The 12,875-nt window shown below is 62.5% G+C and carries 10 protein-coding genes; 5 read left to right on the forward strand and 5 right to left on the reverse strand.

Features of this window, described 5'->3' with window-relative positions; all coding sequences use genetic code 11:
• Positions 1-106: 106 nt before the first annotated feature.
• From pncA to KVT39_RS14985, 3 genes are all read left to right on the forward strand, one after another.
• Entirely contained in the window at positions 107-739 is a 633-nt protein-coding gene (gene pncA / locus KVT39_RS14975; protein ID WP_217589465.1) for a bifunctional nicotinamidase/pyrazinamidase, read from the forward strand.
• Positions 740-789: 50 nt separating this feature from the next.
• The gene (locus tag KVT39_RS14980; protein ID WP_034181208.1) at positions 790-1,968 is read left to right on the forward strand and encodes an acetyl-CoA C-acyltransferase; all 1,179 of its coding nucleotides are present in this window, start codon (positions 790-792) and stop codon (positions 1,966-1,968) included.
• A gap of 265 nt (positions 1,969-2,233) precedes the next feature.
• A complete protein-coding gene (locus KVT39_RS14985; protein WP_034181209.1) occupies positions 2,234-3,634 on the forward strand; it encodes a sensor domain-containing diguanylate cyclase in 1,401 nt (466 codons plus the stop codon).
• A gap of 159 nt (positions 3,635-3,793) precedes the next feature.
• Here KVT39_RS14985 and KVT39_RS14990 read toward each other — a convergent pair whose 3' ends face one another.
• From KVT39_RS14990 to arsD, 5 genes are all read right to left on the reverse strand, one after another.
• Entirely contained in the window at positions 3,794-5,935 is a 2,142-nt protein-coding gene (locus tag KVT39_RS14990; RefSeq protein WP_217589467.1) for a hypothetical protein, read from the reverse strand.
• A gap of 311 nt (positions 5,936-6,246) precedes the next feature.
• Complete coding sequence (locus tag KVT39_RS14995) at positions 6,247-6,561, reverse strand: hypothetical protein (RefSeq protein ID WP_217589469.1); 315 nt, start codon at positions 6,559-6,561, stop codon at positions 6,247-6,249.
• Between the two features lie 477 nt (positions 6,562-7,038).
• The gene (locus KVT39_RS15000) at positions 7,039-8,121 is read right to left on the reverse strand and encodes an ArsO family NAD(P)H-dependent flavin-containing monooxygenase (RefSeq protein WP_217589470.1); all 1,083 of its coding nucleotides are present in this window, start codon (positions 8,119-8,121) and stop codon (positions 7,039-7,041) included.
• A gap of 76 nt (positions 8,122-8,197) precedes the next feature.
• Positions 8,198-9,973 (reverse strand): arsenical pump-driving ATPase, encoded by a 1,776-nt coding sequence (gene arsA, locus KVT39_RS15005; protein WP_306795583.1) that lies wholly within the window; start codon positions 9,971-9,973, stop codon positions 8,198-8,200.
• Positions 9,974-9,987: 14 nt separating this feature from the next.
• The gene (arsD, locus tag KVT39_RS15010) at positions 9,988-10,353 is read right to left on the reverse strand and encodes an arsenite efflux transporter metallochaperone ArsD (protein WP_105392677.1); all 366 of its coding nucleotides are present in this window, start codon (positions 10,351-10,353) and stop codon (positions 9,988-9,990) included.
• A 1,426-nt stretch (positions 10,354-11,779) separates the two neighbouring features.
• Here arsD and KVT39_RS15015 point away from each other — a divergent pair.
• Together KVT39_RS15015 and KVT39_RS15020 are read left to right on the forward strand one after the other, a co-directional pair.
• Positions 11,780-12,208: a putative peptidoglycan-binding domain-containing protein gene (locus KVT39_RS15015; RefSeq protein WP_368858923.1), complete on the forward strand. Its 429-nt coding sequence runs from the start codon at positions 11,780-11,782 to the stop codon at positions 12,206-12,208.
• Positions 12,205-12,867, forward strand: a complete 663-nt coding sequence (locus tag KVT39_RS15020) for a hypothetical protein (RefSeq protein ID WP_217589471.1) — start codon at positions 12,205-12,207, stop codon at positions 12,865-12,867. The genes KVT39_RS15015 and KVT39_RS15020 overlap by 4 nt, the downstream gene beginning before the upstream one ends.
• Positions 12,868-12,875 lie beyond the last annotated feature (8 nt).

Below are 12,875 nucleotides of genomic sequence, written 5' to 3' on the forward strand. Positions count from 1 at the left end.
TGGGACCAGAGTAGGCGCTAAAGCGCTAACTCTGGTCGACCGCGCAAGGCATGGGACCAGAGTAAGCGCTGAAGCGCTAACTCTGGTCGACACACGGAGAAACGCAATGAAACGCACCGACGACGTACTGCTCGTGATCGACGTGCAATACGACTTCATGCCGGGCGGCGCGCTCGCGGTGCCGGACGGCGACGCGGTCGTGCCGGTGATCAACGCGCTTGCGCGACGCTTCGACCAGGTCGTGCTGACGCAGGACTGGCACCCGCGCGAGCACGTGTCGTTCGCGGCGAACCACGCGGGTCGCGAGCCGTTCTCGACGCTCGCGCTGCCGTACGGCGAGCAAGTGCTGTGGCCCGTACACTGCGTGCAGGACACCGACGGCGCGGCGCTGCATCGCGACCTCGACATCCCGCAGGTGCGGCTCGTGATTCGCAAGGGCGGCGACGCGCAGATCGACAGCTATTCCGCGTTCGTCGAGGCCGACCGCACGACCCGCACGGGGCTCGCGGGCTATCTGCGCGAACTCGGCGCGAAGCGCGTGTGGTGCTGCGGGCTCGCGACCGACTATTGCGTCGCGTGGTCGGCGCTCGATGCGCGCGAGGCCGGTTTCGAAGCCGCGGTGATCAACGATGCGTGCCGCGCGATCGACCTGAACGGGTCGCTAGCGCACGCATGGCAGCAGATGCAGGCAGCGGGCGTCGCACATGTGACGTCCGCGGGCGCGCGCCCGGCGGCGTAGCGCATTCCCCATCCGAATCAGGACATGAAGCAGGACCGAAGGAGACTCGCATGACCGAAGCCGTAATCGTATCGACCGCACGCACGCCGCTCGCGAAATCCTGGCGCGGCGCCTTCAACATGACGCACGGCGCGACGCTCGGCGGCCACGTGGTCGCGGCCGCGCTCGAACGCGCGAAGCTCGACCCCGCGCGCGTCGAGGACGTGATCATGGGCTGCGCGAACCCCGAAGGCGCGACCGGCGCGAACATCGCGCGGCAGATCGCGCTGCGCGCGGGGCTGCCGGTGACCGTGCCGGGGATGACGGTGAACCGTTTCTGCTCGTCGGGGCTGCAGACCATCGCGCTGGCCGCGCAGCGGATCATCGCGGGCGAAGGCGACGTGTATGTCGCGGGCGGCGTCGAATCGATCTCGTGCGTGCAGAACGAGATGAACCGGCACATGGTCCAGGAGGGCTGGCTGGTCGAGCACAAGCCCGAGATCTACTGGAACATGCTGCAGACGGCCGAGAACGTCGCGAAGCGCTACGGAATCTCGAAGGAGCGGCAGGACGAGTACGGCGTGCAGTCGCAGCTGCGGGCCGCGGCCGCCCAGGAAGCCGGTCTCTTCCGCGACGAGATCGTGCCGATCACCGTGCTCGCGGGTATCGCCGACAAGGCGACGGGCCGCCTGTTCACGAAGGAAGTGACCGTATCGGCCGACGAAGGCATCCGTCCCGACACGACGCTCGAAGGGGTGTCGAAAATTCGTTCGGCCGTGCCGGGCGGCGTGATCACCGCCGGCAATGCGAGCCAGTTCTCGGATGGCGCGTCGGCGTGCGTCGTGATGAGCGCCGATGTGGCGCAGCGCGAAGGGCTGCAGCCGCTGGGCGTGTTCCGCGGCTTCGCGGTGGCCGGCTGCGAGCCGGACGAGATGGGCATCGGCCCCGTGTTCGCGGTGCCCAAGCTGCTGAAGCAGACGGGGCTGAAGGTCGACGACATCGGCCTGTGGGAACTGAACGAGGCGTTCGCGGTGCAGGTGCTGTACTGCCGCGACACGCTCGGGATTCCCGAGGATCGCCTGAACGTGAACGGCGGCGCGATCGCCGTCGGCCATCCGTACGGCGTGTCGGGCGCCCGCCTGACGGGCCATGCGCTGATCGAAGGCAAGCGCCGCGGCGTGAAATACGTGGTCGTCACGATGTGCATCGGCGGCGGGCAGGGCGCGGCCGGCCTGTTCGAAATCATCTGATTTTTGGCTGGTGGCGGCCGCGGTTTCGCTTCGGCGAGGCCGGCGGCCGCGATGCGACGCGAATCGGCGCGGCAGGATTGCCATTCGAAACGACCGGGAGGCAAAAAGCGTGCTCCCGGCAATGCCGTTTCCCCTTACTTGTCAAACGAATTGCCCCACCTATACTTGCTCTGACATTTGCCTTTCGGCACGATGGGCCGGATCGTACGTCGCGCGATACGTGCCGCGAAGGTTGAACCAACGCAGCAGACCGACCGGGGACCGAATGAGTACGACCTATGCAGCCGGGGAACCGCCGCGCGTCGTCAGCGCGGCCGCGAGGCTCTACGCGAAATGCCTGCTGGTCGGATTCGCGTTGCTGCCTGCCTATCTGATCGCCTATCTGTGGTTCTTCAGCGACCCGCACGTCGTGTTCGAGAGCCACGCGTTCCATGAAATCGCGATTGCGGCGGCGACCCTCGAGGGCGCGTTCGTCACCTACGTGACGTGGGTGTGCTACCGGTCGTCCGGCGAGCCGCTGCTGCGCTGGCTGACGCTCGGCTTTCTCGGCTTCGCGATGATCTATTCGCTGCACGGTGCGTTTACCGGGATGGCGCACCACAATATCTGGCTGTTCCTGCTGTACGGGCCCGCGTCGCGGCTCGTGATGTCGATCCTGCTGCTCACGGGCCTGATGTCCTATTCGCGTCCGCCCGATCGCATCGAGAAGCGCACGAGCGTGCGGACATGGCTGCCGTGGATCGTGTTCTTCGTGATCGTCAACGTGGCCGTTGCGTACATCGCGTATTCGCCGGTCGCGGGCGCGCTGGGCACGCGGCTGTCGATGGAGGGCGGCGCGCTCGTGTTCTCGCTGCTGAACGTCGGCGTGCTGCTCGCGCGGCGGATCCGCTCGCCGCTGATGGTGATCTACGGCGTGTCGATCATGGCGTTCGCGCTGTCGTCGCTCGCATTCATTCTCGGCAAGCCGTGGAATCACATGTGGTGGCTCGCGCACGCGATCTTCGCGGGCGGCTTCTTCCTGCTCAGCTACGGCGTCGTGCAGGCGCTGCAGACGACGCGCTCGTTCTCGGCGATCTACAGCCAGGAAGACCTGATGAGCCGGCTGTCGGAATCGATGGCGCGCGCCGAGAGCGCGCTGCAGGAACTGCGGCGCACGAACCAGAAGCTCGAGTACATGGCCGCGACCGATCCGATGACGGGCGCATCGAACCGCCGGCAGTTCATCGCGCAGGTCGAGCGCGAGATGGTGCGGGCCGAGCGCGACGGCACGCCGTTTTGCCTGCTCGCGCTCGATCTCGACAATTTCAAGAACATCAACGATGCGTACGGGCACCAGATCGGCGACGAGGTGCTGCGCGGCGTCGTACGCCAGTGCCTCGAGGCGATCCGCCCGGCGGGCGGGCTCGCGCGAGTCGGCGGCGAGGAGTTCATGGCGCTGCTGCCGGAGATGCCGCTCGAGGGCGCGCGAATGACGGCCGAGCGCGTGCGCTCGTCGATCGCGAGTTCGCCGTTCGGGCTGGACTTCAAGCGCGTGCAGGTGACGGTCAGCGTCGGCGTCGCGCAATACGGGGTCGACGGCAGTACGGTCGATGCGCTGCTGCGGGTGGTCGACGAGCGGCTGTACCAGGCGAAGCGGGAAGGGCGGAACCGGGTCGTGTCGCGGTGACGCGGGTTCGAGCGGCACGCCGGCGTCGTTGAGCGAGTGCGGTGCGTTCGGCAACGCGGTTGTGCCGAAGCGATGATCGATGCAGCCCCTGCCGAAGCCCTGGGGGCGGGAACACCCCGGAGCTTCGGCATGCTCGGTTGGCGCGCGATGGGCAATGCGCTAGCGCGATGCCACGACCGCTGCGTTTTTCGGCTGCACCTCCTGCATCCGCTGCGACGCCTGCCACCAGTACTTGCCCGCGCGCTGCTGCGGATCGCGGATCGCGAGATACGTCGTACTCCAGAGCTGCGCCGCGTTGGCTTCGGTCGCGTCGGCGCTGCGCGTGCCGAACGCATCGGTCCGGTACTGGCCGTTCACGTAGGACCACGTCCACATCTCCGACGTGCGCATGTCGCGCCCGTTCGAGATCACTTGCCAGATCGTCTGCCGCGCCTGCGCGAGCAACGTGCGTGTCGCGGCCGACAGGTCCTGGCGCGCGAGCTGGCGGTCGAGCCCGGCCACCCACATCGCCTGCTGCCACGACCAGATCACCGTGCCGTGATACGCGGAGCTCGTGAACTTCGGCCACAGCGACTGGTTCGCATACGCCGGGTTCGCGATCAGCATGCCGGCATCGGTCACGAGCCCGGTCGGGAACGGCCGCGTGACGTCGGTTACGATCCGCTGGAGTTCGTCGTCCGGCGGCGTGCCGAACAGCAGTGCGAAGCCGCCGTCGGAATTCATCACCGGAACCGGGTTGCCCTGCTGATCGAGCGACAGCGCGTAGAACGACAACGGTGCGCTCGGCGCGGCGCCGGCCGGCACGCCGGCGGACGGCGCATAGGCCGACACGTCGGTGGCTGCCTGCGCGGCCGGCACGCTGACCTGGAACAGCGGCGGCGCCTGCATTTCCCACGTGGCGGCCTGGTTCGCCGTGTTGGCGAGCGTCGCGCGCTGCGCGGCATCCAGGTACGGATCGAGCAGGCCGCGCGCGAGGAACGCATTCGCCGCGCGCAACGCGGCGGGCACGAGCACCGCGTTCACGTCGTACGGGTAGACGCCGCCGCCCAGCCCGTCGGTGCTGTCGCGCCAGTTGCCGACGATCTCGCCGGATCGCAGGTGGATCAGGTTCGCGACCGACGGCTGCTGCGCGAACGGCTGCGCGGTCGTCGCGACGTGCAGCAGGTTGACGACCAGGCGGCTGCCGTTGGTCTGCCCGTCGCTGCCGCGCTGCGCCAGATAGGCGGCCGCGCGGGCCTGGCCGCGCGTATCGTCGATCAGCCACGCGGCCGCGATCGGCGCGAGCAGGTAGTCGCTGTCGATCATCTTGTAGTCGTAGGTCGGCGTCGGATCGTTCGGCCGTCCGTTCTTCTGGTTGTCGACCAGCGCGAATTCGCCGATGCCTTCCTCGTGCGCGACCTTGCCGTCGGCCGACAGGCGGCCCAGCACCGACGACAGCCCGGCCTCGATCGCCGCGGGTTCGAGCACGGGCATCAGCATGCGGACCGAGATCAGCGTGTCGCGGCCGAAGTACGTGTCGTACTGCCACGAGCCGGCCAGCAGCTTGTCGTGGAAGCTCAGGAATTCGAGCACGTTCTGGCTGACCGGATCGGGGTTCACGGACGGCGCGAGCAAATCGGCGCGCGTGATCGGCGACAGCGGCGTCTCGCCCGACAGCGCGTCGACATGCAGCTTCAGCGTGTGCGCGCCCGCCGGTGCGCGCAGCACGAGCTTGCCGCCCGCCGCCGGCGCGATGCTGCCGCCGTCGCGCAGCGTGATGCGCAGCGCATAGCCGGGCGCGCCGTCGATCCGGTCGCGTTGCCATTGCGCTGCGCTGCCCTGGATTGTCGGCGCCGTGACGATCTGCTGCGGAATCGTTGCGCCGCCGTTGAAGTCGCGCAGGAAGCGCACGTTGCTGAGCACGCCCTGGCGGATCGTCAGCGTGTCGGTGTCCACCGACACGTCGGCGCCGATCCCGTACAGCGGGCGGCCGTGCGTGTCGGGGGCCGATAGCGCGGACGGCGGCGTGTCGAGGCTCCAGTTCACCGGCTGCGCGGTGTCGTCGAACCACAGCCCCGTGCCGCTGTTGCCGGCGGGGAAGACCACGAGCAGGCGCGGTTTCGTCGACGAGCGCGCCAGCAGGTGCGCGGCGACCTTGTCCTGCCGGTAGAACGCATTGATCTGGCCGCCGGTGTCCATGCGGAACGACAGCGCGGCGTTGTGCGACGGTGCGTCGCTCGACCGGACGTCGTCGTCGTTGCAGGCCGCGAGCAGGCCGGCGCAGACGAACCCGAGACACAGCGACTTCGCAAGGCGATGCATGTTGATATCCCTCCTGATGACTGGCGATTTTTATCGGAATGGTCGAATGAACGGATCTTCTGTCCGTTTCGTTCAGAGCTGCGGGCATTCAGGGCGAATGCCTGGAATTAATCGAGATGCGGTGCTTCTGCGACAAGCGAATTGCGCGGCAAATAAGCGAATGACCGATCAGTGCCGAAAACGGAAATGGCGGAGGGCATCGCCCCGGCGCGGCATGGGAAAAGGCTCAGGGGTAGCCTTCGCGCGAGCGAATGGCGACTCGTGTGCGGCGGGAGAAAATGAAGCGTAAGCCGTCGTAGGGGATTCTAAATTTACGGGAAAGTCGAAGTCAATAATGTTTTAGCGGTTTTCCGGTATTCGATTGAAAAGGCGATCGCAATTATTACTCGTTGAGTCGGTAAAATATGCGATTTAATGAAAATGAATAATGGAATGCGGATATGCGGTGGTGAAACAATTGACAATGACGTTTCAATTCGGCGATTGATGCCGGACAGGAATTGAATCGTCGCGGTTGTGCCGGCTGTTGTCGGGCAATGCCGGAAGGCGCGGAAACGGAGCGCGCGACGCATGAGCAATTCGCGTTCCTGCGATGCAGCGGAAGAGGTGCGCCGTTCTGGCTCCAAAGCGCGATCCGGATAACAGACCCCGTGATCGGTACTGGTTCGGCCGCGAACCGTGCGATCGTTCCATCGGAGCCGTCAAGGTTGGCAGGCTTGGTGCCTGCCGCCGTTTGCGCGGATCGCGCCGTCGAGTGCCGACGCGGTGAAAAAGTGCGTATCGTCTCCGGCAAGGTCGGACGACAGCCGATTCGATACGCGCTTTTTCCCCGATCGCCCGCTATCGCGTGCAAGCGAAGCAGACAGACGACGGGCCGGGCGTCGCCCGGCCGGCCGCGATGCGAGCCGCGCCCGCAACGTGGACCCCAACGAACAGGAGCAACCGAAGTGATCCGACATATCGTGATGTGGAAGGCGTCCAGGCAATCTCGGACCTGATCGGACGCTGACCGAGAGATCAGGTCCAGTCTTACGCAATACAAGCGATTGGTTGTTCTGAAAACAATGATGCCTGTCTGCGTTTTGTCGGCCTCGGACAATTGCCTATGGTGTGCGGTGCACTCGGTCCGTGGTCCGAAGCAGATCGTGCGAGATGCCCTGCACAGCGTCCCGCGCGCTACGCATCACACCGATGAGCGTAGCCGAGGCGGCACCACACCATTCACCATAGCCGACCAGCCACAAGCGCTGCTCGCCTGTCGCGTGCGTTCCGTGTGTCCTTGGCAATCCATCGGCGCCACAGATCTGTAGCGGGTCAAGGTGTTTGAGTGCGGGGCGAAACCCAGTACACCAGATCACTACATCGACGCAGGAATGCGTGCCGTCGCTCCATACGACGCCGTCTGTATCGAAGTGGCTGAATGGACGCGTTGCGTGCAAGATGCCTCGCGCGCGCGCCTCTCGTACAGGGGGCACCATGACAATGTCGCCCAAGCCGCCTACTGGCGCCGTCATCGCGTGCCCATCGCGCAGAGCCTGCCATTTGGCGGTCGCGCGTTCGAACAAGACCCGGCCATCTACGTCGTCGGGAAGAAAAACGGGTTCCTGCAACGTCACCCACGTAGCGTTGCAGACGGCCGATACCTCCGCCAGAATCTGCGCACCCGAGTTGCCGCCGCCTATCACCAGCACGTCTTTTCCGTGTAGATCGTCTGGATTGCGATACTGCGCCGAATGCATCTGGCGACCACGAAAGATCTCGCGTCCAGGGTAGTCAGGGACATAGGGTGCGCTCCAGGTGCCGGTCGCACTCACGACCGCCTTGGCCAACCATTCTCCCTGATCGGTGGTGACTAGCAAGCCATGCTGAACGCGTGAAACGTGTTCGACATGAACGGGGCGCCGGACAGGGAGGTCATAACGATTCTCATATCGCGCCAGATAGTCGATAACCTCGTTGCGTGACGGGTACTTATCGCGTGATACGGGCATCCGCCAGCCTGGCAGCGAACTCCATTGCGCCGGCGAAAACAGGTGGAGTGAATCCCAGCCATGTCGCCAGGCACCCCCGGGGGTACTCTGGTCATCCAGCACGAGATAGTCGAGTCCCGCACGGCGCAGGAAGTAGGCGGTGGCAAGCCCGGCCTGGCCACCTCCGATGACGACTACATCGATGTCTGTAGGCATGCGCTGTCGTCCCATCTCCTGATTCGAATTCTGGCGGTGACACGGCCCATTGGGCCTGGAGGCGCTGATCGGCGCACTAGGTGGCCGCCCGTGACGTGATCACGTGCTCGAGGCCGGCCGCCCCGACCGGTGCCTCGGCGAGCCACGGGATCAGTGCGGTCCGCTGCGCCAGCTCGTCCGCCACACGGCGGATGAACGGTACCTCATAAGCGCTTCGCTGACACAGCATGGGATCGGTCGTGCCGCTCGCCAGCAGCGACTGGTTGATGACCCATGCATACGGCGTGATTCCGGCGCGCGCCAGGTCGGCGCACAGGCGTTCCGCTTCGTGAACCGGAGTCGCTTCCGGCAACGTGACGATGAGGATCCGGCTGTAATCCGGATCGCGCAGGCGCGGCAGCAGTTGACGGACCGACTCCGGCATGTCGCCCTGTGTGCGCATCACTTCACGGTGATAGGCCTCCGCTGCATCAAGCAGCAGAATGGTGTGCCCGGTCGGCGCCGTGTCCAGCACCACAAAGCCGGACTTGCCTTGATCGACCGTGCGGGCGAAGGCCCTGAAGACGGCAATTTCTTCGGTGCAGGGCGAGCGCAAATCTTCTTCGAGCATCGCCCGGCCGCTCGCATCGAGGTGTGATGACGCTTTGGTCAGCACTTCTTCGGTGTACTGCTGCACTTCCCGCGCCGGGTCGATGCGTGTGACGCTCAGGCCAGGTACGACGCCATCGACGGTGGCGGCCACATGCGAGGCGGGGTCGGTGGTCGAGAGGATCACCTCGTGTCCGCGCCCGGCGAGCGCGACGGCGATTGCAGCTGCCACCGTGGTCTTGCCTACGCCGCCTTTCCCCATCGTCATGATCACACCGTGGCCCGCGGCCGACAGTTCGTCGACGAGGCGGCCGAGACCCGGTGGCAAGGCGGTTTCGGGGACCCGGCGCTCGGTCGGCATGCGCACGCGCTCAGGGTGCGCCATGTCGCGCAGCGCGTCCAGGCCGACCGTGCCGCGTGGCAGAAAAGGAATGCGTATCTGCGGCAAGCCGGCCAGTTCGCGCGGCATGTCGGCCAGCGCCTGTTGCGCGCGCCGCGCCATCGCGGTCGCAATTGCGTCGTCATGCCCGTCCGAGGCAAAGAGGCCATTGATCGCCAGCACCTGATTGCGAATCCCGAGTTCAGCCAGTTCGTGCCGCGTGCGGTTTGCTTCGCGCAGCGCGGCGACTTCGGGTCGGCTCACCAGAACGACGGTTGTTTCCGCTGCGCTCGAAAGGCGTTCCACGGTCGCCGTGTACAGCGCCTTCTGCTTTTCCAGGCCGGCTAACGGACCGAGGCACGAGGCGCCTCCCGTCGACGACGAGATGAACGCGTTCCACGCCGAAGGCAACGTCAAGAGCCGCAGCGTGTGCCCGGTCGGTGCCGTATCGAAAATCACGTGACCGAAATCCGCCGTCGCAGCCGGGTCGCCGAGCAGCTTGGAGAATTCATCGAAGGCCGCTATTTCGACGGTGCAGGCGCCGGAAAACTGCTCTTCCATGTTGCGGATGGCAGCTGCAGGCAAGACACCGCGATACGGTGCGACCATGCGTTCCCGGTAGGCTTGGGCAGCCGCTTCCGGGTCGATGTTCAACGCGAACAGGCCGGGCGCGCCGGGCACCGCCGTCGGCAACTGACCCAAGCCGACGCCGAGTACTTCGTCGAGATTGGAGGCGGGGTCCGTGCTGACGATCAGAACCCGCTTGCCGGCATCCGCCATGGCGAGGCCGGTGGCACAGGAAAGCGATGTCTTGCCGACACCGCCTTTCCCGGTGAAGAATAGATATCGGTTTTGCAATCCGAGCAGTAAGGGCAGCGAGGGCATGGACATGGGCCTCCCTAGCAGCAGCCGGAGCCTGGCGAACAGCTGCCGACCTTGATATGCGGTTTTTCCGCCGTCGTCAGCGCAAAGCCGAGTTTCTGCGCGAGTTGCTGGCGGGAGGGATACATCCCCGTCGACACGATATCGCCATCGATCACGAGGATCGGCAGTCGTTCGATACCGGCCTCCATTTCCTTGACCACCGCGACGTTGGCCGCGAACGCTTGCGGCGCCTGACCGAGGTTGTAACGAGCCACGGTCACGCCGTGCGCCTCGACCCACTTCAGATCCGCAGCGAATTGCGCCAGCACGGGGTCCACATCCACACCGCAAACGCCCGTCGAGCAACACATCGCGGGATCGAACACTTCGAGTTTCTTCATGGCAGCCGCCTCAGAGCAATCGGAATTCAGCGCTTTCCACATGCGCGGATGCGTCTGCGGGCACAGGTGGGTGAATTCACGCCGACCGCGGATCGCCCTGCGAATGTGGTTTCGCTCGATGCGCATAAATTCGCACCGCGCAAAAATGTGCGGGCGGATTCATCGTTCGAACTAAGGTAAGGCGCGCGGAGCGATCGCGTTTGCGCTAGCGCAATGGAGGCGTCAATAAGGCGGCTACACAGACCGGATTATCGTTGCCTGCAGGGGGACGGTGGAGGGGCGGCAAATTTTCTGAGGGTCGGACTTCATATTCTCCAGGATGAGGTCGATCACCTAACTTGATGTTTTCCGGAGGAACCCGCCACTCTGCGGCACCGAGATCGATTTCTTCTCAACGCGCTCGGCAGAGTTCGATCGTTCTGGGAAACAGCATCGTCAGCATTGAATCGCAATTGTGGTTCTCCTGCTCTTGTAGTGCGGGAGTTGCTGAAAGAGTGCCTGCAGTTACTCGCGACTTAACGGCCGAGCGGTCTCCGTTGGCGGCTTGAGAACGGATCAGCGTAAAACGGAAGCAGGATTCCTGCTGGCTATGGCGGCGGGACGCATGCGACTAGCGAGTAGGGACCGTGAAGAACTCTGCAACCGTCTAAAAGCGATAGCGCTACCAAGATATTTGCAAGACTTGGTACAAGAGGTTGAGTCCGGGGGGAGTGCCGGCTGACGAGTCTACGAACGATTCTCCTGAAAAGACGCGCGGTGGATTAAAAAGGACGCTGCGATATACCATCCAGTGATTCGGCTGGAATCCGTAATCCAGACCGCTTTGAGAACTTCCGAGTCTAGAAAGGACAGATCGTTTATCGATGGAGCCTTTTCAAAATCACCTTGTGTTGCTTACATGCGCGTCGTCATTGCAAGGAGTTCGCAACTGAATGGAGGCGCGAGGACAGGTGTAATCTGCGGCCACGTGAGCCCGCGCAATTGCGGTCACGATGCCAGATGTTCGTTGATAGCATCAAGAAGACCGTCAAGAATCGTCACGGTGCCTATATCGTGCCGAGCGGAATTTGGTATGATCTTTGGCGCTATCTAGCTAAATTCCGCAATCACCTCTGTGATCGGATGCGGTCTTTTTGTGAAAGAATTATTTAATATTTTTGTTTCTTATTTGTAATTTTTAGTTGTAACACAACATATACGCAGTCCCGGCGTTCCGGTCGGACGCGTTCCCGAAGGAACCGAACCCGTGGCATCTCCATCCGATCGGGTTGATTGGAAACTTCGCCCAAAAAAGCGAAGAGGGTTGTGGCGATTGCGCCGCTCGCTTCAAGAAGATATCTAAAATTATTCTGAATCACGAGGGCGGAATTGTGAACAACAAAAACGATAAAGGTGGACTCGCAAATAGCGGGATAGCTTGGCCGACGTGGCAGAAATATGCCAAGGAAGACCTTGGGTTGAGCCAGCCGTCGAAAATCTAAAAGCGCTTACCGAGAGTCAAGCAGAGGTAATTTATTTAAAGAGATTCTGGGAGCCAAAAGGATTTTGCCAATTCCGTGACGACCGCATTGCTCTTATGACATACGATTGGACGATTACATCTGGCGGCGCCGTGAAGCAAATTCAGAAAATGCTTAATTCAAAATACGGAGCCGGTGTGGGTGAAGATGGTGGCCTTGGCTCCAACACAATCAAAGCGATAAACGCGGTTCAAGATCAGGACCAGTTGCTCCAGGATATCGCGGAAATTCGCCGAAAATATTACAAGATGCTGGTCGACAATGATTCCAGTCAAGTCGTTTTCTTGAAGGGCTGGCTTGACCGTGTTAACGACTGCCTTCAGGTAAAATTATGAATAGATTGATGCGCATTTTTATTGGCCTGTGCCTTCTTATTGGATTCGAGGCGGCGATTGCGCAAGTGCCTCAAACTGAGGTGAGCCCACTTCTTGGCGAATGGCGGTATGTTTCTGCGCAACACGAAGGCAAGAAACCCTATTCCACTTTTGTCATTAAATTACACAAATCCTCAAGCAATCAAGTTGCAGGGAGCTATTGCTTTATCACCGAAGAAGGACGAAGAATTGATTGTGACCCAGAAGGGACCAGCAATTTGGATGGCACAATATCGCCTGACGGATTGCATGCCACGATCAACTTCTTCTCGTTCTTTGGTGCAAAAAATGGGGTCTCAGAGATTTCATTAAATAACGGAGAATTGCACTGGAAGGTCGCAAAAAATCCAGATGGCGATTTTTTTTACGGCCCATTCGATGTTTTCCTAACCAAGGATGGAAAGGCATCCAAGAATAGGCAAGTGATTGCTAATCGAGCATACTTATACGCAGAGCCAGCCAGCAAAAATAAATCAAAGGCATGCATAATAAAGGGGGGCGCGGTTGAACTATTGAATATTTCTGACGACCTTAAGTTTTGGAGGATCAGATATACCGCGAAAGACGGAAGGATTATAGAGCGCTGGATTGAATGCGGCACAGTTAACGCATGTCCATAGCCTGGAGC

Source organism: Burkholderia sp. GbtcB21 (genome assembly GCF_019091065.1).
GTDB lineage: Bacteria > Pseudomonadota > Gammaproteobacteria > Burkholderiales > Burkholderiaceae > Burkholderia > Burkholderia pyrrocinia_C.